The sequence below is a fragment of the Pseudomonas sp. KCJK8993 genome (assembly GCF_046230915.1).
Lineage (GTDB): Bacteria > Pseudomonadota > Gammaproteobacteria > Pseudomonadales > Pseudomonadaceae > Aquipseudomonas > Aquipseudomonas piscis.
In genome coordinates, this window is sequence record NZ_JBJJLO010000012.1 from 1 (window position 1) to 20,597 (window position 20,597).

At 66.0% G+C, this 20,597-nt stretch carries 20 protein-coding genes; 12 read left to right on the forward strand and 8 right to left on the reverse strand.

Annotated elements, in window-relative coordinates:
• Positions 1-117: 117 nt before the first annotated feature.
• From cpaB to ACK6AU_RS06215, 8 genes are read left to right on the forward strand one after another with little or no spacing between them, the layout of a single operon-like run.
• A complete protein-coding gene (gene cpaB, locus ACK6AU_RS06180; protein ID WP_185697610.1) occupies positions 118-1,056 on the forward strand; it encodes a Flp pilus assembly protein CpaB in 939 nt (312 codons plus the stop codon).
• 19 nt (positions 1,057-1,075) lie between these two features.
• Positions 1,076-2,311, forward strand: coding sequence for a type II and III secretion system protein family protein (locus ACK6AU_RS06185; RefSeq protein WP_185697609.1), 1,236 nt, complete (start codon positions 1,076-1,078; stop codon positions 2,309-2,311).
• Positions 2,308-3,501 carry a CpaE family protein gene (locus ACK6AU_RS06190; protein WP_409298296.1) on the forward strand — a complete coding sequence of 398 codons (1,194 nt, stop codon included), beginning with the start codon at positions 2,308-2,310 and terminating at the stop codon, positions 3,499-3,501. The genes ACK6AU_RS06185 and ACK6AU_RS06190 overlap by 4 nt, the downstream gene beginning before the upstream one ends.
• Positions 3,498-4,769, forward strand: coding sequence for a CpaF family protein (locus tag ACK6AU_RS06195; protein ID WP_185697607.1), 1,272 nt, complete (start codon positions 3,498-3,500; stop codon positions 4,767-4,769). The genes ACK6AU_RS06190 and ACK6AU_RS06195 overlap by 4 nt, the downstream gene beginning before the upstream one ends.
• A gap of 16 nt (positions 4,770-4,785) precedes the next feature.
• Complete coding sequence (locus ACK6AU_RS06200; protein ID WP_409298298.1) at positions 4,786-5,667, forward strand: type II secretion system F family protein; 882 nt, start codon at positions 4,786-4,788, stop codon at positions 5,665-5,667.
• Between the two features lies 1 nt (position 5,668).
• Entirely contained in the window at positions 5,669-6,553 is an 885-nt protein-coding gene (locus tag ACK6AU_RS06205; protein WP_185697605.1) for a type II secretion system F family protein, read from the forward strand.
• Positions 6,554-6,563: 10 nt separating this feature from the next.
• Positions 6,564-7,298 carry a tetratricopeptide repeat protein gene (locus ACK6AU_RS06210; protein ID WP_409298300.1) on the forward strand — a complete coding sequence of 245 codons (735 nt, stop codon included), beginning with the start codon at positions 6,564-6,566 and terminating at the stop codon, positions 7,296-7,298.
• A gap of 2 nt (positions 7,299-7,300) precedes the next feature.
• Positions 7,301-7,567 carry a DUF3613 domain-containing protein gene (locus ACK6AU_RS06215; RefSeq protein ID WP_185697603.1) on the forward strand — a complete coding sequence of 89 codons (267 nt, stop codon included), beginning with the start codon at positions 7,301-7,303 and terminating at the stop codon, positions 7,565-7,567.
• Positions 7,568-7,607: 40 nt separating this feature from the next.
• Here the strand turns inward: ACK6AU_RS06215 and ACK6AU_RS06220 are convergent, their stop codons facing one another.
• Both ACK6AU_RS06220 and ACK6AU_RS06225 read right to left on the reverse strand, forming a co-directional pair.
• Positions 7,608-8,390: a response regulator transcription factor gene (locus tag ACK6AU_RS06220; RefSeq protein WP_185697602.1), complete on the reverse strand. Its 783-nt coding sequence runs from the start codon at positions 8,388-8,390 to the stop codon at positions 7,608-7,610.
• A 123-nt stretch (positions 8,391-8,513) separates the two neighbouring features.
• On the reverse strand, positions 8,514-8,981 hold the full coding sequence (locus tag ACK6AU_RS06225) for a prepilin peptidase (protein ID WP_409298302.1): 468 nt from the start codon (positions 8,979-8,981) through the stop codon (positions 8,514-8,516).
• 74 nt (positions 8,982-9,055) lie between these two features.
• Here ACK6AU_RS06225 and ACK6AU_RS06230 point away from each other — a divergent pair, with 74 nt between their 5' ends.
• A complete protein-coding gene (locus tag ACK6AU_RS06230) occupies positions 9,056-9,493 on the forward strand; it encodes a TadE/TadG family type IV pilus assembly protein (protein WP_185697600.1) in 438 nt (145 codons plus the stop codon).
• Positions 9,490-12,255, forward strand: a complete 2,766-nt coding sequence (locus tag ACK6AU_RS06235) for an ATP-binding protein (RefSeq protein WP_409298305.1) — start codon at positions 9,490-9,492, stop codon at positions 12,253-12,255. Before ACK6AU_RS06230 ends, ACK6AU_RS06235 begins: the two co-directional genes overlap by 4 nt.
• Here the strand turns inward: ACK6AU_RS06235 and ACK6AU_RS06240 are convergent.
• The 5 genes from ACK6AU_RS06240 to ACK6AU_RS06260 all read right to left on the reverse strand — a co-directional run bounded on the left by ACK6AU_RS06240 (position 12,240) and on the right by ACK6AU_RS06260 (position 16,672).
• Positions 12,240-14,237: a pilus assembly protein TadG-related protein gene (locus tag ACK6AU_RS06240; protein ID WP_185697598.1), complete on the reverse strand. Its 1,998-nt coding sequence runs from the start codon at positions 14,235-14,237 to the stop codon at positions 12,240-12,242. The two genes, ACK6AU_RS06235 and ACK6AU_RS06240, sit on opposite strands and share 16 nt — an antisense overlap.
• Positions 14,238-14,392: 155 nt before the next feature.
• Positions 14,393-14,950 (reverse strand): DUF4136 domain-containing protein, encoded by a 558-nt coding sequence (locus ACK6AU_RS06245; protein WP_185697597.1) that lies wholly within the window; start codon positions 14,948-14,950, stop codon positions 14,393-14,395.
• Positions 14,951-14,982: 32 nt separating this feature from the next.
• On the reverse strand, positions 14,983-15,609 hold the full coding sequence (locus ACK6AU_RS06250) for a DUF4136 domain-containing protein (RefSeq protein ID WP_409298307.1): 627 nt from the start codon (positions 15,607-15,609) through the stop codon (positions 14,983-14,985).
• An 11-nt stretch (positions 15,610-15,620) separates the two neighbouring features.
• Complete coding sequence (locus ACK6AU_RS06255) at positions 15,621-16,370, reverse strand: methyltransferase (RefSeq protein WP_409298309.1); 750 nt, start codon at positions 16,368-16,370, stop codon at positions 15,621-15,623.
• The gene (locus ACK6AU_RS06260; RefSeq protein WP_185697594.1) at positions 16,367-16,672 is read right to left on the reverse strand and encodes a MazG-like family protein; all 306 of its coding nucleotides are present in this window, start codon (positions 16,670-16,672) and stop codon (positions 16,367-16,369) included. Before ACK6AU_RS06260 ends, ACK6AU_RS06255 begins: the two co-directional genes overlap by 4 nt.
• Positions 16,673-16,861: 189 nt before the next feature.
• Between ACK6AU_RS06260 and ACK6AU_RS06265 the strand changes: the two genes are divergently transcribed.
• Together ACK6AU_RS06265 and ACK6AU_RS06270 are read left to right on the forward strand one after the other, a co-directional pair.
• Positions 16,862-17,155, forward strand: a complete 294-nt coding sequence (locus ACK6AU_RS06265; RefSeq protein ID WP_085595360.1) for a hypothetical protein — start codon at positions 16,862-16,864, stop codon at positions 17,153-17,155.
• A 70-nt stretch (positions 17,156-17,225) separates the two neighbouring features.
• A complete protein-coding gene (locus ACK6AU_RS06270) occupies positions 17,226-18,572 on the forward strand; it encodes an MATE family efflux transporter (RefSeq protein WP_409298312.1) in 1,347 nt (448 codons plus the stop codon).
• A gap of 97 nt (positions 18,573-18,669) precedes the next feature.
• On the opposite strand, the gene speA is transcribed toward ACK6AU_RS06270, so the two are convergent.
• Positions 18,670-20,583: an arginine decarboxylase gene (gene speA, locus ACK6AU_RS06275; RefSeq protein ID WP_185697592.1), complete on the reverse strand. Its 1,914-nt coding sequence runs from the start codon at positions 20,581-20,583 to the stop codon at positions 18,670-18,672.
• Positions 20,584-20,597: the final 14 nt, after the last annotated feature.

Here is a 20,597-nt window from a genome sequence, read left to right on the forward strand (position 1 = left end):
TCTACTACCTTCACATAGCGAAATAGTTGCATGTTCATAGCTGCCTGATTGCGAATCGACTCGTTTGGAATCACGGGCTGTCACGGGCTGTAGTGCAGCAGGAAAGGGAGAGCCCTCATGAACAGTCGCGTCACTATCGGCCTGGCAGGACTTCTTTTGCTCGGTGCGGTGTTTTTCGGGTACTGGGGCCTGGTGCTCAGCCGTCAACCCGAACCTGCTCCAGCCGTAGCACCACCCCCCACTCCCAGCACCGTCGTGGAGCAGACCGCCAGCACCGCCCAGGACCAGACGCGCCAGCCGGTGGTGGTGCTGGTGCACGACGTACCACCGTTCGTGCCCCTGGCCGCCGGCGACCTGGCCCTGGAAAAACTGCGCACCGCACCGCCCGGCAGTCTCAGCGCCATCGACCAGGCCGTGGGCCGTACCCCCTGGCGCCAGCTGAGCGCCGGCACCTGGCTCAACGAGCAGAGCTTCGCCAGCGGTGGCGCCCTGGCCCGGATGATCCACAGCGATGAGCGGGCACTGGCGGTGGCGGTCGACGAAGTGATCGGCGCAGCAGGCCAACTGAGCCCCGGCGACTATGTGGACGTACTGCTGTTCCTGCGCCAGGACAACGCCAACCCGCAACAGTCGGCGCAGATCGCCGTACCGGCGATCCGCGTGTTGGCCGTGGGTGAACAACTGGGGCTGACCAACGATGGCCAGCCGGGCAACGCCCTGAGCAATGAGGAACGGCTCAAGCAGGATCAGCGCCGGATCAATGCTCGTACCGTGGTCCTGGCGGTGCCCGAGCAACTGCTGAGCCGGATGATGCTGGCCACCCAGGTCGGCGTGCTGCGCCTGGCGGTGCGCAGCAGCGAGGAGCAGCGCCTGGCCCACTACTGGGCCGGCAACGAAGAGGCGGTCGAGCACCTGGATACCGCCAGCAGCAACCTGTTCCAGTTCACCCAACTGGCCCTGGGCAGCGCGCCCCGCAGCCCGGTCGCCCAAGGCGCCGCGCCACGCCCGGCGGTGGAGGTGATCCGTGGCAACCAGGTCACCCAACAGACCCCCTGATTGAGCAAGGATGCAATACATGCGCAGTCGTTCCACGCCGACCTTCATCGCGCTGCTGGCCCTGGGCCAACTGCTCTGGAATCCGGTCCAGGCCGCTCCGGCAACGGGCTGCTCGGGCCTGCTCCCGTTGCCCGCGGTGTTGGAAGTCGGCGAAGGCCTGCAACAACAGCTGCAGTCGCCAGTGGCGATTACCCGGCTGGCGGTGGGCGACCCAAAGATCGCCGACGTCCAGGCCACCGGCGACCGGGCCTTCTTGCTTACCGGCATGGGCCAGGGAGCCACCAGCCTGATGGTCTGGACCGCCTGCTCCAGCACCCCGCGCCAGAGCATGGTGTTCGTCGAGGGCCGGGCCAGTACCGATATGCAGGCTGCTCGCGTATCAAGGGCCGATGAAGCGCCACTGCCCAGCCAGGTGCAGACCGACATCCGCTTCGTCGAGGTCAGCCGGACCAAGCTCAAGGAGGCCAGCGTCTCGCTGTTCGGCCGCGGGCACAATTTCCTGATCGGCTCGCCCAATACCGCCCCGGTCACCAGCGGCACCTCCGGCAGCACCACGCCAGTCTTCGGCAGCATCCCGCTGAACAATGACTCGTTCAACATCGGCTTCGGCGGTGGCCGGGTGCTGACCCTGATCAACGCCCTGGAAGGCAGCGGTTTCGCCTATACCCTGGCCCGGCCGAGCCTGCTGGCCCTCAACGGCCAGAGCGCGAGCTTCCTCGCCGGAGGCGAGATCCCCATCCCGGTGCCCAGCACCGGCAGCAACAGCGTGACCATCGAATACAAGGAGTTCGGCATCCGCCTGACCCTGACCCCCACCATCGTCGATCGCGGGCGCATCTCGCTGAAGGTGGCCCCCGAGGTCAGCGAGCTGGACTACAGCAACTCCGTGGCCATCGCCGGTACCCGGGTGCCAGCCCTGACCATCCGCCGTACCGATACCAGCATCTCCCTGGCCGACGGCGAGAGCTTCGTCATCAGCGGCCTGATCAGCACTCGCAACAGCTCCCAGGTCAACAAGTTTCCCGGGCTGGGCGACGTGCCGGTGCTCGGCGCCTTCTTTCGCGACAACTCCATCAGCCGCGAGGAACGCGAACTGCTGATGGTGGTCACCCCGCACCTGGTCCAGCCCCTGGCGGCGGATGCCAAGCTGCCGGCCCTGCCCGGCGAGCGCCTGCGCAACTACGATCCGAACTTCTATCGCATGTTCTTCCTGGAGAACGGCAACTTCGATAAACGCAGTGGATTGTCGCAATGAGCCAGAACCAGAACCTGAGCCAGACCTTCCTCGCCATCACCCGCAACAACACCGACCTGGAGTGGCTGCAAGGCGCTCTGGCGCCCCTGGGCCAGGTGGTGGGCGCCGATGGCAGCCTGGACGAGTTGCTGGCGCTGGTGGACGTGACCTGCGCCAACCTGGTGTTCGTCGGCCTCGACCGCGAGCACGTGGTGGCCCAGGCGGCGCTGATCGAGGGCGCCCTGGAGGCCAAGCCAATGCTGGCGATCGTCGCCCTGGGCGATGGCATGGACAACCAGCTGGTGCTCAACGCCATGCGCGCCGGGGCCCGCGATTTCGTCGCCTATGGCTCACGCTCCAGCGAAGTCGCCGGGCTGGTCCGGCGCTTGAGCAAGCGCCTGCCGGCCGTCACCCCCAGCACCCAGCTAGGCGGCCTGACCGTGCTCTACGGCGCCCAAAGCGATGGCGACGGCGCGCTACTGGCCGGACACTTGGCATTGGTGGTGCAGAAGAGCGGCCAGCAGACCCTGCTGCTGGACCTGGGACTGCCCCGGGGCGACAGCCTGGCCCTGCTGGGCCTGGAGAGCTCGTTCCACTTCGGCGATGCCTTGCGCCATCTGCGCCGCCTGGATGCCACCCTGATCGACAGCGCCTTCACCAGCGCCGAGGCCGGATTGCGGATCCTCGCCTACGCCAGCCACGATGAGCCCCTGGAGCACACCAGCGCGGCGGAGCTGTACATGCTGCTCAGCGCCCTGCGCCAGCACTTCCAGCACATCGTGGTGAACCTCGTGGGACAACCGGACAGCGAGGCCCTGCGCACCTTCGTCAGCCACTGCGACAAGCTGCTGTGGTGCACCGACCAGAACGTGCTCGACTGCCGGCGCAACCTGGAGGTGCTCAACCACTGGCGGGAAAAGGGCATGAAGCTGGAGCACGCGCGCCTGTTGGTGGACCGCTACCTGCGCTCGGTCGCCCCGGACTCCGACACCCTGGGCAAGACCTTCGGCCTGGAGGTGATCGCGGTACTGGCGTTCAGCCCCGAGCTGCGCCTGAACGCCAAGAACCAGGGCGTCACCCTGTTCGAGCTGGGCCCGCGCGAACAACTGACACAAGCCCTGCGGACCCTGGGCGAACGCCTGGCCAAACGCTCCCAAGGCCTGCCCCAGCCCAAGGCCGGCTGGCTGAACCGGATCATGGGGGGCCGATGAGCGGAGAACAACTCTTTGGCGCGTCGAACCGCGCCAGCGGCAACGCCGACCACGAAGGCCTGAAGCTGGTCCTGCATCGCTACATCATCGATGCCATCGAGGAGTCGGGAAAGAACCTGCTGGAAAGCTCGCGGCAGAACCTCTCGCAGTTCGTCACCGACAAGGTGGCCGAATACATCGCGCGCATGCACCTGGCCATTTCCCGCTACGAAATGGAACGCCTGGCGGAGGAGATCGTCGATGAGCTGACCGGCTTCGGCCCCCTGGAAGTGCTGCTGCGCGATCCGGCGGTGACCGAGATCCTGGTCAACGGCCCGCACCGGGTCTTCGTCGAACGCGACGGAGTGCTGCACCAGAGCGACCTGCGCTTCATCGACGCGCACCACGTGGAGCGCGTGATGCAACGGATCCTCGCGCCATTGGGGCGGCGCCTCGACGAGTCTTCGCCGATGGTCGATGCGCGCCTGCCAGACGGCAGCCGGGTCAACGCGATCATTCCGCCGATCGCCCTGGACGGACCGTGCCTGTCGATCCGCAAGTTTCGCAAGGACATGCTCAAGAGCAGCGACCTGATCGCCATGCAGACCATCGACCAGGCGATCTTCGAGTTTCTCCAGGACGCGGTGGGCAAGCGCTGCAACATTCTCATCAGCGGCGGCACCGGCACCGGCAAGACCACCTTGCTGAACATCCTCAGCCAACTGATCAACCCCCATGAACGCCTGGTGACCATCGAGGACGTGGCCGAGTTGCAACTGGGCCATCCCCATGTGGTGCGCCTGGAGACCCGTCCGCCCAACGCCGAGGGCCATGGCGAGGTCAAGGCCAGCGACCTGATCCGCAACGCCCTGCGGATGCGCCCGGACCGCATCATCCTCGGCGAGATCCGCGGCGTGGAGGTGCTGGACGTGCTGACCGCGATGAACACCGGCCACGACGGCTCCATGAGTACGGTGCATGCCAACAATGCCCAGGATGCCCTGCTGCGCCTGGAGACCCTGGTGGGCCTGACCGGCCGCCACGTCGCCGAGCGCACCCTGCGGCAGATGATCTGCGCGGCCCTGGACGTGGTGATCCAGCTCAGCCGCCTGCCCGACGGCCGCCGCTGCGTCAGCGAGGTGGTGGAAGTGGTGGGCATCCGCGACGACATCTATGTCACCAACACCCTGTTCCGCCTGGATCGGCGTACCGGCTTCGGTTTCCTGCGCGAGGCGCTCAACCCCGCCGGGGACAAGCTGCGCCGGGAAGTCGGGCTGGGCCTGAATTGAACCGTCGGGGCGAGCCATGATCGCGCTGCTGCTGACCCTGATCTGCCTGGTCTTGCTGGGACTGTCCGGGTGGACGTTCTATCACGGCATACGCAAGACCGAACGCGAGCGGGTGCTCACCCGTTTGGCCGAGGGACAACCCCACCAGGCACCACCCCCCAAGTCCTGGAGCGGCCTGGAACGCGCCTTCGCCCGCGCCGGCCTGGGCCAGCCCGGCGAACGCCTGGGGTGGTGGCTGGCAGCCTGGGCCCTGTGCATGCTGCTGGGCTACCTGGCGGCCGGCTGGCTCGGCCTGCTGGGCGCCGCCCTGGGACCACCCATGGCGCTGCGCCTGTACGTCAGCTGGCGCTACCAGCGGCGGATCAAGCGCATGATCGAACAGCTGCCACCCTTGCTGGATCACAGCGTGCGCAGCCTGAAGTCGGGGCGAACCCTGGCGGATGCGGTACTGGGAGCCATCGAATCGAGCAGCGACCCACTCAGGCAAGCCATGGGCCGAGTGCAGCGCAACGTACAACTGGGGGTCAACCTGCCGGAGGCGGTCAGCGACTTCGCCGAATTCTACGATCAGGACGAACTGCGCATGTTCGCCCTGGGCCTGAAGGTCAACCATCGCTACGGCGGCAATGCCAGCGAGCTGCTGGAGAACCTGATCAAGTTGATCCGCGAGCGCGAGCAAGGGGCCCGGCAACTGAGCGCGATGACCGGGGAAACCCGCATGACCGCCTGGGTCCTGGGTGCCTTGCCGTTGTTGCTGGTGGGCTACTTCATGTTCAGTAACCCCGGCTACATGCTCGGCATGTGGCATGACCCCACCGGGCAGAAGCTGCTGGTCACCGCCGTGTGCCTGCAGATCGTCGGCTGCCTCGCGCTGTGGCGCATGCTGAGGAGTATCTGAAGTGTTGCTGCTAGCGGCGCTGCTGCTGTTCCTCGGAGCCGCGTTGTTGCTTGGCAACATCGTGCTGGAGCAGCGCCGGCGCGAGCGCCAGGTGGCCCAACGGCTGCAGGGCCACATGACCCGCGACAGTCGCCTGGGCAGTTGGCTGCGCCAGCTTGGCGAAAGCCGCTTCGGCCAACGCGCGGTGAGCATGGATAGCGAGACCCAAGTGCTGCTGAACCGCCTGGGCTGGCGCCGCGCCAACCAGCGTTCGCTATTCGCCGCCCTGCAACTGGCCACGCCACTGGTGGTGGTCTGCCTGACCCTGCTCATCCAGGAAGTGGCCTACTCCCAGACCGCGAACCAGTGGCTGTTGCCGATGCTTTCCGCCGGTGTCGGTTACCTGCTACCCAAGCGCGCCCTGGCCTACTTCGCCCAACGCAGGCAGAAACACCTCGCCCTGGAGATCTCCACGTTCATCCCACTGCTGCGCATCCTGTTCGAATCGGGCATGGCCGTGGAACAGGCACTGCGGGTGCTGAGTACCGAGGCGCAGAAACTGCTGCCTGAGCTGACCCATGAATTGCGCCTGATCCTGGCACGGGTCGACTCCGGCCTGGAACTGGGCCACGAACTCAACCAGACCGCGGTGCTGCTGGCGGTGGATGAGTTCACCGACACCTGCGTGATTCTCCAGCAATTGATCCTGCAAGGCGGTGGTGCGATGAAATCGCTGCAGGCGCTCAAGCAGTTGCTGGATGACCGGCGCCTGACTCGCTTGCAGGAATACATCTCGAAAATGTCGGCCAAAATGTCGGTGGTGATGATGCTGTTCCTCTTCCCCGCCCTGTTGATCGTCCTGGCCGGGCCGGGCTTCACCGCCATCGCCCGGGCCTTCGCATCCTAGAGGAAACCTGATGAAACCACTGATCGCCATCACCTGCCTGGCACTGCTCGGCGGGTGCGCCAGCCACGGCCCGGCGCCCTGGGCGGCCCTGACCGGCTCCAGCAGTTGCGCCAAGCTCAGTTCCGAACAGGAGCTGACGGTGAACCTGGCCGACGACATGGCCAACGACGGCAAGCTGTATGCCAGCCTGGCCAACCTGCAGAGCCTGCCGGACAACCTGGCCGAGGTCCGGGTGCGCAAGGCCCGGGTCTATCGTTTGCTGGGCCGCAGCGAAGCCGAGCCGCTGTATCGCAGCCTGCTGGGGTCATGCCTGGCGGCCGAAGGCGAACACGGCCTGGGCCAGCTGGCCGCCGCCCGGGGCGACAACGGCCAGGCCCAGGCCCACCTGCAACGGGCTGCCAGCCTGGCGCCGACCAACGAGAAGATCCGCAACGACCTGGGGGTGGTCTACCTCAATCAGCTGCGGCTCGAGGACGCCCGCTTCGAGTTCCTGACCGCCATCGAGCTCCAGCAGTCCGATCCCTTGGCGGCCATCAACCTGGTGACCCTGTTGCTCTACCAGGACAACTGGCAGCAGGCCTCGCAAGTGGTCAGCCGCGCCCGCCTGAATCCACAGCAGTTCGCCCAGGCCCAGGCCCGCGCCGAAGAACTCAAGACCTCCGGAAAACCTGTCGCCAAGATGACCCAGGTGGCCAGTGGCGCGGCCAGCCTGCAACCCGACGCCACACCCGCCAAGGAGCGCTGAAGATGAAACTGTCCATGCTCTGCTGTCCCGTGCTACTGGTCCTGCCCCTGGCGGCCCAGGCCATCGACCCCGGCCCGGCCTCGCCCCAGCAGCAGGAAACCGAAGGCTGGCTGTTGCTGCAAAGCCGTAACCTGGAGGCCTCGCCACAGCCACAGGCCGCCACCGCCCGCGAACAGGAACTGGCGCTGCAACGCTGGCTGAAGAAATACCAGTACGAAATCCCGGACTTCTACGATCCGGATGCCGGCGGGAAGATCGATACCAAGTAGCTGGCAAGGCATCGCCTGGCGCCGCACAGGCGCCAGGTGATCAGTGCTCGGTGACGCGCTGGCGCAGCCCCGAATTGCTCGGCGACAGGGCCAGGGCCAATTGCGTGCGGTTGTGCATGTGGGTCAGGCGCAAGACCTGGGAAACGTAGAGCTTGACGGTGTTCTCGGTGATACCCAGCTCGCAGGCGATCTGGTAGTTGGTCTGGCCCTTGCCCACCAGGCGGGCCACGTCCAGCTGGCGGGGCGAGAGCTGGTGGAAGATCGTCGGAATCTCGACGGCATCGGCATCGGCCCCTGGCTCACCTTGGGTTCCAGGGTCGGCGGGGCTGCGACGGACCTTGTCCAGGTCCTGGTAGAGGTCGTCGATGGACTCCGAAAGAAACTGCAGCTTCTGGTTCAGCTGCCCCAGGTGCAGGTTGTTCTGTCGCTCCTGCAAGGCGGCCTCCTGGCGCCGCAAGCCCTCGAGCAGCTCCGCCAGGTCGATGGGTTTCTGGTAATAGTCGGCCACCCCTACCCGCAGGGCCTTGATCACATCCTGCTTGTCGGATTGGCCAGTGAGCATGATGGCCTCGAACACCCGGTGCTTGCCGGCGATGCGTTGCAGTTCCTGCACCAGTTCGATGCCGTCCAGGTCGGGCATGTGCAGGTCGAACAGCACCAGGGCGATCTCCGGATCCCTGGCGAAGCTGTCCACCGCATCCCGACTGGACTGGCAAGGCACGCAGCGATAGCCGCTGCCTTCCAGGAACTCGCAGAGTTCCTCGACGATCAGGGGTTGATCGTCCACCACCAGCACTTTCATCTGTGAAGTGAGCTTGTTCACGTGTGACTCCGTGCGGGCCCGGCACCGGCCGGCCACTCCTGTGTGCCTCGCATGATCCAGGCCGCTGAACTAGAACCTAGACCTACTTTCCGACTATGTACATAGCGTTAAACGGCCCGGCGACTAATGGACCACCATCACAGTTAAGACCATTCCAGCCAGGACAAAAGGCGCGAAGGGATATTTTTTTGACGGCCGTGCAGGTTCCTCCCGGACAGGCAGGCCAAGTGCCTGTCTGGCCAACCTGCAAAGCCGGACAGACAACCACCAGAGCCCGCTGCATAGCCCGGCGCCGATGAACGCGCCCAGCACATGCTGGAGATCGGAGGCCAGGCCCAGGGCCGCCATGAGTTTCACATCCGCCGCCCCCATCTTGCCCCTGGCATAACCGGGCAAGGTCAGCGCCAGGGCCACCACCAGGGCCCAGCCCCCTTCGGCGGGCGGTGCTCCCAGCCAGGTGCTGCCGGCCCATGCCAGGTACAGCGCCGCCAGCAGCGCAGCGCCCAGGGTCAGGATATTGGCGATCCGCCGTTGGCGCAGGTCCTGCAACGCACAGAGTGCCAACCAGCTCCACAAAACCAAGAAATGCATCGGCCAGAACAGTCCCTTTCGGCGGTTTGATCCTATGCTCAATGGACATAGTGGTTGTCAGGGTAGACGCACTCATGAAACCGGGCCTCCCTAGAAAACAGAAAGGCGCTGCGGCAATCGAGTTCGCGGCGGTTTTCGTGATCTTTTTCGCGGTGTTCTACGGCCTGGTCAGCTACAGCGTGCCGCTGTTGATGATGCAATCCTTCCACCAGGCCACCGCCGAGGCCCTGCGCCAGGCCGTCAAGGTCGACCCCAACACCCCCAACTACGCCACCACGGTGCAAAACCTTGCCCTCGGCGTGATACAGGCCCAGACCGGGTGGATTCCGTCGGCCTTCAACTTCGGCGCCAACGACTACAGCGCGACCTACAGCGGCGGCGTACTGACTGTCAGCGTGAACTATCCCATCAGCAAGCTGAACCAGGTAATGCCCCAGGTAGTACTGCCGCTGATCGGCCCGGTGCCCAGCCTGCCCAGCAGCCTGTCCGTCACATCGAGCCTGCAATTTTGAGTCCTGGCGACAAGCTTTTCGGGCGTTTCCTCGGCCGCCCGCCAGCGGCCAGCGACCTTGCGCCAGAGCCCCCCACCCAGAACAGCGGCTTGCTGCTGGTCCTCGATGCGTCAGCAAGAGTGCTCAGCATCGCCGGGCCTTTGCGCCATGCCCTGGCACAGCTGCCGCCCGGGGCCGACCCGCTCCGACTGGTCGACTACGTGGTGCCCGCCAGCACCCAGGCCCTCGAAGGCGGTCCCGCCGACTGGAGCGGCCAGGTACTGGACTTGCAATTTCGCGGGCTCGCCGGCCAGGTCCTGTACCTGCGTGGCTGGGTCCAGCAGCAAGGCGCAAACTGGCATCTGCAATTACTGGACATCGGCGACCTGATGCAGCAACGCCAACAGGCCCTGTGCCGCGAGCGCAGCCAGATCTTCGCCGCCCAGAGCAGTGAACAGATCCGCCAATGCAGCCTGGTGCGCCTGCCGGAAGTACTGCACGACCTGCTCGCCGACCTGGCCCATGCCTGGCGTATCCCCTGCCTGGGCCTGGCCTTGCTGGACGAGCAGGAACAAGGCTGGGTGCTCCACAGTTGCTACCACGCCCACGACGCCCCGCGCCTGTGGCAGGACGGCCAGCCCCTGGGCAGCGGCCTGGACAGCCTGAGCGGCAACACGCCCCTGCGCCTGAACCAGGTCCAGGGGCTGAACGAACACCCGCGCCTGCAAGGCATCTTCGCCCACCGCGAAGGCTGGCTGGTGCCCTACCGCGATGACCATGGCGTAGCCGCGTGGCTGCTGTGCGGCGGCTATGCGGTCCAGCGCCAGGCGCCGGAGTTGCTCGAGCGCGACTGGCTGATGCTCACCGCGGCCCTGGCCGGACCACTGCTCGGGCGCCTGCGCGAACACCGCCATCATTTGCAGATGGAGCGCCTGGATGCCCTGCAGGGGTTGCTGGGTGCCGGCTGGTGGGAACTGTTCCCGGCCACCGCCGAAGTGCAACTGGCCAGCCAACTGGCCGCCAGCCTGCACCTGGCCGAGGACCATGGCCGCCTGGGCCTCGAGGCCTGGCTGGAGCTGTTCCACCCGGCCGATCGCGCCGAACTGAGCAGCCGCCTGCAAGCGTTGCAGCTGGGCAAGCCATTGCTGCTCAGCGTACGCCTGCACCATGGCGATCCCGCCGGCGCGCCACTCTGGTATCGCCTCCAGGGCCAGGTCCTGGGTCGGGGAGAGAACCAGCGGCTGGTGGGTTTCATGCTGGACATCAGCGACATCAAGAACCAGCAGCAACAGGCCGCGGCGGCCCACGCCCGGCTGGACAACCTGATCGCCAGCTCGCCGGCGGTGATCTACGTCCAGCGTTATGTCGAAGGCGCGCTGCAACCCAGCTTCTTCAGCGCCAGCCTGCAACCATTGCTGGGCTGGAGCCTGGAGGACTGCAACGACGGCAAGCTGGTGGAACGGGTCCACCCCGAAGACCGCGACCTGTACTTCCAGCGCTGCCGGCAGTTGCTGCGTGAAGGCAACGTGCATGCCCGCTACCGCCTGCAAGACAATCGGGGCACCTATCATTGGGTGCTGGACGAGGCCCGGCTGCTGCGCGACGACCTGGGCCTGCCGGTGGAAGCCGTGGGCCTGTGGCTGGACGTCACCGAGGCGACCCTGGCCGCCGAGCAGGTCCGCCAGAGCGAGGAGCGCTACCGGATCCTGGTGGAGGACTCGCCGGCAATGATCTGCCGCTACCGCCCCGACCTGACCCTGACCTTCGGCAACCGGCCCCTGGCGGCCTACCTGGAATGCGCCGCCCAGGACCTGCCGGGCAACAACCTGGGGCAGTGGCTGTCCACCGAGCAGCGCGAGGGCTTCGAGCGTCGGATCAGGCTGTTGAGCCCGGAATACCCCGTGAGTACCGCCGAGATCAACTTGCAGTTGCCAGGCCGCGAGCATGCCTGGTGGGTGTGGTCCGATCGCGGGGTGTTCGACGACCAGGGCCAGTTGCTGGAGATCCAGGCCGTGGGCCGCGACAACACCGAGGTCCGGCGCTCGCAACAGCAACTGACGCAAAGCGCGAAGATGGCCACCCTCGGCGAAATGGCCACCGGCCTCGCCCATGAGATCAACCAGCCGCTGAACGTGATGCGCATGGCCATCGTCAACGTGCTCAAGCGCCTGGGTAACGGTGACGTGCAAATCGACTACCTGACCGACAAGCTCAACCGCATCGACGCCCAGGTCCAGCGTGCGGCGCGGGTGGTGGATCACATGCGGGTGTTCGGCCGGCGCTCGGAGGTGGAGCAGCAGCCCTTCAACCCGTCCCAGGCCATCGAAGGCACGCTGTCGCTGCTGGCCGAAGGCATGCGCGGCAAGGGCCTGGAGCTGCGGATCAGCGAGCTGGGCTTCGCGGTCCAGGTCATGGGTTTCGTCGACCAGCTGGAGCAGGTGCTGATCAACCTCTTGGTCAACGCCCGGGACGCGCTGCTGGCCAAGCGCCAGGCCCAGGGCGACTTCAAGCCGTGGATCTCGGTGCATGGCCAGCGCGACGAGCAGTGGGTGCGGTTGTGGGTCGAGGACAACGGCGGCGGCATCGACCCGCGCTTGCTGGAGCGGATCTTCGAACCCTTCTTCACCACCAAGCCGGTGGGCGTGGGCACCGGGCTGGGCTTGTCGGTGAGCTACGGGATCATCGAGAACATGGGCGGACGCCTGAGCGTGACCAACGGCCCGGACGGCGCACGCTTCTGCATCGAGCTCCCGATAGTCCCGGCCGATCAGATCACCAGGTAGGCCTTGCCGGTCTGGCCACAGGTCAGGTTGGCGCCGACCTCGACATCCATGAGGTTGACCCCCAGTCCCGACAACAGGTTGTTCAGCAAGGGGTCGAGCAGTGGGCCCAGGAGCCCGGTGATCACTGGCGTCAGCAGGTTGGTGACGCCACTGATGGCCGACGCCAACCCCGTGACTATGGATCCCAGCGGATTACCATTGACCGGTTTGTAGACCACCAGGTTGATGCCTGCCAGGGTCCCGGCCAGGCTGCCGACCACGTTGCTGGTGGGCGCCGCCGTCTGGTAGCTCGGGGGCTGGTTGACGTTGGGCGGCACCGGATAGGGCGAGGCCGAGCTGGAGTACACCAGGTCCTGGTCGGTCCGCCCCACTTGGGAGTCGACCATGATCGCGATCCCGCCGCCGGCATAGTGCACCACCGGATCGCAATACCCCGGCAGCACCAGCAGCTGATAACAGGTGCGGATGCCCAGGTCCACCAGGGGCAGCGGTGTCACCGTGGGCTCGGCGGAAGAAGAAAAGGCATTGCTGGGATCTATCTTGCCGACCTTGAGGTCGGCCAGGGAGCTGGTGGTGTGCACGCTCAAGCTCTTGGTCCCGCTGTTGCCGTTGACCGGACAGCTGTAGTCGGTGACATAGGCGACCGCACCACCGGCATCCAGGCTCAGGTCGATCTCCGATGACGGCGCCAGGTCGGGATACAACTGCTGGCATCCCGCCCCCAGCAGGCACAGGGCCGAGCCCAGGGTCTGCACCAGGTTCAGGCTCAACAGGCCGTTGAGTACCGGCGTCAGCGGCGCCACCAGGTTACCCACCGCGGCACTCAAGCCCGAGACCAGCGGCAGCGACAGATTGGCCCGTATCAGGGTCCGCACTTGGGCGGTACGGACGTAGATCCGGTTGGGTCCGGTGGGGTCGGCCTTGGCCAGGGCCGGATTACCGACAGCCGACAGTTGCGGGGGTTCGATGACCTTGGTCTGCACGGTGATGTTGGCCAGCCCCAGGACGTTGATCGGCACTGTCGCGGCCACCGCGCTGTTGCTGTTGGATAGCTGGATAAAGGCCTGCAGCAGCTGGAACAGCTGCACACTGGCATTGAGCGCCGTGCTCGGCAGGCCGGTCTGCAGCTTGAGGATATCCCCCAGCTTCAGCGGCGCGGCGTTGAGCGCGGCGATCTGCAGGTTGCCCAGGGCGGTGAGGATGTCGGCCGTGGCGCCGTTGGCCTGGACCACGGTGATCGCCGCCTGGATCAGCTTGGTCAGGGTGGTGGTGGTATTGAGCAACTGGGTGTAGTTGCCTGCCGCCACATTGAGATTGATCGCCAGCTGGTCGAGGAAGCTCAAAAGGTTGATGTTGGTATTGAGCAAGCCGTTCCAGCCCACGGCCGTGAGGTTCAGGCTGCCGCCCAGCAAGCCGCCCACCAGTGGATTGAGAATGCTCGACTGCGCGGTGCTGACCGTGCCCAGGGTACTGCGGATGCTCAACTGCGCCACCGGTGGCATCGGTGCCGCGGCCACTGCCGTGGCACTGAGCTGGGTGGTGAGATTGACCGGGCCCGGAGTGAACAGCGCGGCGATTCCTCCAGCCACGCTGATGGGCACGGTGTTGCTGACGATCACCCGTACCGCCACCGCCTGCGTGGGATCGACGGTGAAACTGCGCAGGCCATTGGCGCCGGTGACCAGGGTGCCGCAGGTAGCGGCCAGGGTACTGCCGGTGGCGGGAGTGAAGCCGTTGCGGGTGGCGTTCTGGTTGGCATAGGCGGCCGCCGTCAGGCCGGCCTGGCAAGTGCCTCCGCGGCTGACCGCCTCCAGTGCCGCGTTATCGGCGACCCGTTGCAGCTTGCGTTGCTCCAGGTACAACCGGCCGCTATCGACCACCAGCAGCATGAACACCAACGCCAGGCCGAACGTGACCGCCGCCATCAGGCCGATGGCGCCACGCTGGCGGGCAGGACCGGAAAACCGCTTGAGGGGAGACATCGAGGCACTCCTTTACCGACATTCAGCCCAGGGGCTGCCTCCATCGATGCCAAGCAGTGTAGTCAAGCTCCGCCGCCAGCGCTGGCAAGGTGCCAGCCCGGCGGACTGACGGCGCAGCGCCCCGGCGCCCGGATCGGCGCCAGGGCGCCCTGGGTCTAGCGGGGTGGGTAGTTCTGCAGGATGCGCGTCACCGTGGCACGCACTGCCGAGGCCCGGTCGGCGGGATTGGGCGAGCTGCTGAGCAACTGCTCGTCGCTGCCGCGCCATACCAGCTTGCCGTCCTTGCCATCGAGCAGGTCGACCTGGATGGTCGCCACCTTGTAGGTGATGTTGCGGGTCTCGTTGTACACAGGTCCGCCCCAGTAGCCATTCCACGGGCCGCCCCATCCGCCGCCGTAGTTGGTGGTGACCTGCTGCTGGCGATCCTCGACGATCAGGTAGGCCTGGACATCCAGGTCAGCCCGGGCGCCCCCACGAGCCGGACGCAGGCCGCGCTGGTCCAGTTGCTCGGCCACCGCCTGGCGGATGCGCTGCTCGGTGAGATCGCTCCTGATCCGCGGATCATCGGGACGGTACTGCAGCGCGGGTTCCTTCCAGCTCCAACTGCGATAGGCGCCAAAATCCCTGCTGGCGTCGAAGTCATGGTTCACCTGGTTGGCGGCACAGGCGCTGAGCAAGGCGGCACAGGCCAGTAATGCGATGCGATGGGACATGTCGTTTCTCCGCTTGAAGTCAGGACACCGGCCTAGCTCGGAGGATAGGCCGCCATGGCCTTCTGCACCGCTTCGCGCAGTGCATCGGCGCGCTCGCCCAAGGTGCCTTTGCTGCTGGTCTCGGCACTGGCGCTCCATACCGGCTGGCCATTGCCGGCGTCGTACAAGTCGACCCTGACCACCACCACTTCCACTTCGTAGGTACGCACCACCGGTACGCTGCCATACATGCCGTAGCCCGGTCCGTAGCGGTGATAACGATCATAGCGATCGTAGCCGCCATAACCGCCATAGCCGTAGTCCTCCTGGACCTGGCGCAGGCGTTTTTCCAGACGCAGGTCGGCGCTGACCCACAGGTCGGCCGGACGGTTGTCCTGCAATGGGCGCAGGCCTCGCTGGTCCAGGGCGCCACTGACCGCCTCGGCGACCTGCGCCGAATCGGCCCAGGCCGAACCATTGGGCAGGCGGCCGTTGAGCCAGGCCCAGCTACGGTAGCGTCCGTAGTCCCGGGGCGCCGCCGGATAGGCGCTGCGGTCGAAGGTCGTGGCCGCCTGCGGTGGCGCCGGTGGCAGCGGCCTGGAACTGGCGACATAGGGATTGCTGCCTTGGCAGGCGGCAAGGGCCGAACAAAAAAACAACAGACCCAGGCGGCGTTTCATCGAGTACTCCGTCAAACCGGCCGGCACAGCCAATGCAGATAACGTCCAAGCCCGGCGAAACTTGGGTGTCGGCGATGAGCCAGCTCCATCTCCAGCAGATCCGTCAGCTCGGCACGGGACTGGAACTCCACGGGCATATAGTCGTGAAATACCCGCACCCCGCTTTGGGTTTCGACTCGCCACTTGCCATCAAGTTGCGCCGCCAGCTCGCGAGGATCAAGCGGTTGTTGCGGGGTCAGGCTCTGTTTCTCTCCCGCCATGTCGTTCTTGCGCAACTTGCGAAAATGCCCCTTGAGCAGGTTGCGATAGACCAGCGCGTCGCGGTTGTAGAACGCCAGGGACAGCCAGCCATCGGCGGCGGTCAGCTGGTGCAGCACCGGCAGGATCGAATGGGGTTCGGCCAGCCACTCCAGTACCGCATGGCACAGCACCAGGTCGTAGGACTCGGTCAGTTGCCCCAGCAGGTCCTGCCAGGGCGCCTGGATGAAGGTGGCCTGCTGGCCGGCCTCGGCGAACCGCTGACGGGCCCCTTCGAGCATCGGTGCGGCCGGCTCGGCCAGGGTCACCTGGTGCCCGTGCTGGGCCAGCCACAGGGACATGTGGCCCAGGCCGGCGCCGATATCCAATACCCGCAACGGCCACTCAGGCAAGGCTTCCTTGAGGTCCGCCTGGAGCACCGCCAGGCGGATCGCGCCCTTGGCGCCACCATAGATCTTCTCGGCGAAGCGTGTGGCCAGCTGGTCGAAGTGCCGATCGCTCATGAACAGAACCGCCGTTCGCTGTCCGCCAGCTTGCTGCGCACCACCTGGTCCATGTCCAGCCCCAGTTCGCTGCACAACAGCAGCAGGTAGAGGACGATATCGCCGACTTCCTGCCCGGCATGGGCCAGCTTGTCCGCCGGCAACTGGCGCGACTGGTCCTCGGTCAGCCACTGGAAGATCTCCACCAGTTCGGCCATCTCGACGCTGGCGGCCATGGCCAGGTTCTTCGGGCTGTGGAATGGCCGCCAGTCGTTGTGGTCGCGAATGGCATGCAGGCGTTGGGTGAGTTGCTCTAGGTTCATCGGGGTCTCCTGAAGGCCTATAGCTTCCGGGGGTTGGGCAGCGGACGCAAGAGCGCTTTCACCCGCCCGCGTGCTGCTCCAGAATGCGCACCACCGGCCAGCTTCTATGCTGATGGGGAACTCACCGCCAGCGTTGGCGGCCCAAGCATGAGCTCGGCTGACGCGCCCCTCTCTGATCAGGAAATGCACATGCAGGTAGAAAGCTTCTTCGAATGGCTCGGCCAGGCTATCGGCTCGGCCATCCGCTTCATCGTCGATCTGCTGGGCGGGTTGTTCAATACCTTGACCCATGCCGGCGGCAACTTCGTCGATGGCCTGGCCCGGGCGCTGGGCATGGACACCTCGATCGTCAGCATCATCGGCCTGATCATCGGCCTGATGTTCCTCTACTGGGCGATCCGCGCCTTCATGCGCGCCTCGATCCTGCTGGGCATCATCTGGCTGGTGCTCGGCCTCTGGCTGCTGAGCTGGATCATCCATTGACCCCGGCGGTGCCGGGCCTCGGCGCCAACAGGCTGCGCGGCTACAATGCCGGCTCACGCAAGGAGCCCGCATGTCCCCCCTGATCACCGATTGGCGTCATCACCCCACCCATCGTCGCGTCTGGGCCCTGGCCGCGCCGATGATCCTGTCGAACATTTCCGTACCCCTGGTGGCCCTGGTGGACAGCACGGTGGTGGGCCACCTGCCCCACGCCCATCAACTGGGCGCAGTGGCCGTGGGCGCCAGCCTCTATACCTTCCTCGCCTGGGCCATGGGCTTCTTGCGCATGGGCTCCACCGGGTTCGCCGCCCAGGCCGCCGGTCGCTGCGACGGCGCGGCGCTACGGCAGATCCTGCTCCAGGGCTTGTTGCTGGCGCTGGGCCTGGCCCTGCTGCTGGGGATCATCGGCGTGCCCCTCAGCGGTGCCGCCCTGCACCTGATGCAACCCTCGGCGGACCTGGACCAGATGACCCGGGCCTTCTTCCATACGCGCCTGCTGGGCCTGCCCGCGGCCCTGGCCAGCTTCGCCCTGGTGGGCTGGTTCCTCGGCACCCAGAACGCCCGGGCACCGCTGGCCATCCTGCTCAGCACCAACCTGGTGAACATCGCCCTGAACCTGTGGTTCGTCCTTGGCCTGGAATGGGGCGTGGTGGGCTCGGCCCGGGCCTCGGTGCTCGCCGAATGGACCGGGGCCCTGGTGGGCCTGGCCATGACCCGCCCGGCCCTGCGAGCCTATCCGGGGCAGATCGCCTGGGCGGCCCTGCGCCGCTGGCAGAACTGGCGCCCGCTGCTGGCGGTCAACCGCGACATCTTCATCCGTAGCCTGGCCCTGCAGTCGGTGTTCTTCCTGATCACCGTGCAAGGCGCCCGCCTGGGGGACGCCACGGTGGCGGCCAATGCCCTGCTGCTCAATGGCCTGCTGCTCACGGCCCATGCCCTGGATGGCCTGGCCCATGCGGTGGAGGCCCTGTGCGGCCACGCCATCGGTGCGCGCGACCATCGGGCACTGCGCCGCTCGCTGGTGGTCGCCGGAGGCTGGTCACTGCTGGCGAGCCTGGGCTTCACGGTGTTGTTCCTCTTGGCCGGACATCTGTTCATCGAGATGCAGACCGACATTGCCGACGTGCGCCAGACGGCCTTCACCTACCTGCCCTACCTTGCCGTACTGCCGCTGATCGCGGTCTGGAGCTACCTGCTGGACGGGCTGTTCATCGGTGCGACCCGGGCCCGGGAAATGCGCAACGGCATGCTGCTCACCGTGCTCCTGCTGCTGCCTTGCGCCTGGGCCTTGCAGGGCCTGGGCAATCACGGCCTGTGGCTGAGCTTCCTGCTGTTCATGCTATTGCGCAGCCTGACCCTGGGTATCTTCGCCTGGCGCCTGGAGCGCAGCGATGGCTGGTTCGCCAGGGCCCATTGAGCACAGCTTGTGCCGGAAATGAAAAAACGCCGTTTCCCCCACTGGGGAAACGGCGTTTGGCCTTGGCCCGCAGGCACCGCCAGGGGTGCCCGAAGCGTCAGGACGACAGGTAGGACGAGCGGGTCAAGCCCAGGCGCAGGGCGTCCAGGAACTGGGTGCGCTCGGCGGCGCTGATCCTGGCGCTGGCCACCTTGTCGCGGTAGTGGGTCATCAGCTCTTCGGGCGACAGGTGCACGTAGCGCAGCATGTCCTCGATGGTGTCGTGGGTCTCGATGCCGGCGTGGTACACGCTGCCGTTGGCCCGCTGGTAGATGTTCACCGAGTCAGTGTCGCCGAACAGGTTGTGCATGTCACCGAGGATTTCCTGGTAGGCGCCCACCAGGAAGATCCCCAGCAGGTAGTCCTCGCCCTCGTTGACCGAATGCACTGGCAGGCTGGTCTCGATGCTCTGCTCGTCGACGTACTGCTTGATCTTGCCATCGGAGTCGCAGGTCAGGTCTTGCAGCACCGCGCGGCGCAGCGGTTCTTCGTCCAGGCGGTGCAGCGGCAGGATCGGCAGCACCTGGCCGATGGCCCAGGTGTCCGGCAGGCTCTGGAACACCGAGAAGTTGCAGATGTACTTGTCGGCGAGCTTGTCGTTGAGCTCGTCCAGCACCTGGCGATGGGAACGCTGGCGAGCCTTCAGCGAGTTGTGCAGGCGCCGGCACACGGCGAAGTAGCACTGCTCGGCCAGGGCCTTCTCGGCCAGGGTCAGCTTGCCGTCGGCGTATTGCGCGGCCACGTCGCTCATGTAGTGGGTGGCGCGCCAGTAGGTCTCGGTGACCATCTCGATGTCGGTCGGGCCCAGCAGGTCCACCAGCCACTGCACGGTTTCCGGCAGCTCGTCCTTGTTCTCGATGACCGGCACGTCGTCGTTGTGCTTCTCGACGTCGGTCACCTGCACCACCAGCATGGCGTGGTGCGCGGTCAGGGAACGACCGCTCTCGGAGAAGATGTTCGGATGCGGCAGGCTCTGCGCGTCGCAGAACTCCTTGAGCATGCCCACCACAACGCCGGCGTAGTCGTCCATGTCGTAGTTGATCGAACTGGCGTTGCGCGAGTGGGTACCGTCGTAGTCCACGCCCAGGCCGCCGCCGACGTCGATGTGGTCCACCGGCAAGCCGAGGTTGCGCAACTCGCCGTAGTAGCGGATGGCTTCCTTGAAGCCGTGCTGGTAGTCGGCCAGGTTGGCGATCTGCGACCCCATGTGGAAGTGCAGCAGGCGGATGCCCTGGTCCAGGCCCGCATCGCGGAAGCGCTCCACTACCGCCAGCAGTTGCGCCGCCGACAGGCCGAACTTGGATTTCTCGCCACCGGTGTCGGCCCACTTGCTCGAGGCCAGGGACGACAGGCGTACCCGCAGGCCGACCTGCGGCTTGACCTTGAGCGACGCCGCTTCCTCGATCACCAGGCCCACTTCGGACTCTTTCTCGATGACGATGAACACGTTGTGGCCCAGTTTCTGGCCCATCAGCGCCAGGCGGATGAACTCGCGGTCCTTGTAGCCGTTGCAGACGATGGTGCCGCCCTTGGGTGCCAGGGCCAGGACCGCCAGCAGCTCGGGCTTGGAGCCGGCTTCCAGACCGATGGAGACGTTCTGGGTGGCGATGATGTTCTCGATCACCGCTTCCTGCTGGTTGACCTTGATCGGGTACAGGGCGGTGTACTTGCTCTGGTATTCCAGGCGCGCGATGTTGGCATCGAAGGCGCCGGTGAGCTGGCGCACGCGATCCTGGAGGATATCCGGGAAACGCACCAGCAAGGGCAGGGACAAGCCACTCTTGCGCAGCTGCGCGACCTGTTCGAACAGATCGATGGGCAAGCTGCCCGGACCGTTGGGGCGAACTTCGACGCGACCGGCGTCATTGATCGCGAAATATCCGGCCCCCCAATGGCGAATCCCATAAACACTGCGGCTGTCCGCAACTGTCCATTGGCTGCCATCGTCTTTACGTGTGCGTCGTACGGACATCGAAGTCCCCTATA

Bases quoted from the DNA above. Each gene is read 5' to 3' on its own strand.
- ACK6AU_RS06245 (WP_185697597.1), bottom strand. From the start codon at position 14,950: ATGTCCCATCGCATCGCATTACTGGCCTGTGCCGCCTTGCTCAGCGCC.
- cpaB (WP_185697610.1), top strand. From the start codon at position 118: ATGAACAGTCGCGTCACTATCGGCCTGGCAGGACTTCTTTTGCTCGGT.
- ACK6AU_RS06260 (WP_185697594.1), bottom strand. From the start codon at position 16,672: ATGAACCTAGAGCAACTCACCCAACGCCTGCATGCCATTCGCGACCAC.
- speA (WP_185697592.1), bottom strand. From the start codon at position 20,583: ATGTCCGTACGACGCACACGTAAAGACGATGGCAGCCAATGGACAGTT.
- ACK6AU_RS06250 (WP_409298307.1), bottom strand. From the start codon at position 15,609: ATGAAACGCCGCCTGGGTCTGTTGTTTTTTTGTTCGGCCCTTGCCGCC.
- ACK6AU_RS06215 (WP_185697603.1), top strand. From the start codon at position 7,301: ATGAAACTGTCCATGCTCTGCTGTCCCGTGCTACTGGTCCTGCCCCTG.
- ACK6AU_RS06255 (WP_409298309.1), bottom strand. From the start codon at position 16,370: ATGAGCGATCGGCACTTCGACCAGCTGGCCACACGCTTCGCCGAGAAG.
- ACK6AU_RS06240 (WP_185697598.1), bottom strand. From the start codon at position 14,237: ATGTCTCCCCTCAAGCGGTTTTCCGGTCCTGCCCGCCAGCGTGGCGCC.
- ACK6AU_RS06270 (WP_409298312.1), top strand. From the start codon at position 17,226: ATGTCCCCCCTGATCACCGATTGGCGTCATCACCCCACCCATCGTCGC.
- ACK6AU_RS06195 (WP_185697607.1), top strand. From the start codon at position 3,498: ATGAGCGGAGAACAACTCTTTGGCGCGTCGAACCGCGCCAGCGGCAAC.
- ACK6AU_RS06265 (WP_085595360.1), top strand. From the start codon at position 16,862: ATGCAGGTAGAAAGCTTCTTCGAATGGCTCGGCCAGGCTATCGGCTCG.
- ACK6AU_RS06230 (WP_185697600.1), top strand. From the start codon at position 9,056: ATGAAACCGGGCCTCCCTAGAAAACAGAAAGGCGCTGCGGCAATCGAG.
- ACK6AU_RS06190 (WP_409298296.1), top strand. From the start codon at position 2,308: ATGAGCCAGAACCAGAACCTGAGCCAGACCTTCCTCGCCATCACCCGC.
- ACK6AU_RS06200 (WP_409298298.1), top strand. From the start codon at position 4,786: ATGATCGCGCTGCTGCTGACCCTGATCTGCCTGGTCTTGCTGGGACTG.
- ACK6AU_RS06185 (WP_185697609.1), top strand. From the start codon at position 1,076: ATGCGCAGTCGTTCCACGCCGACCTTCATCGCGCTGCTGGCCCTGGGC.
- ACK6AU_RS06210 (WP_409298300.1), top strand. From the start codon at position 6,564: ATGAAACCACTGATCGCCATCACCTGCCTGGCACTGCTCGGCGGGTGC.
- ACK6AU_RS06225 (WP_409298302.1), bottom strand. From the start codon at position 8,981: ATGCATTTCTTGGTTTTGTGGAGCTGGTTGGCACTCTGTGCGTTGCAG.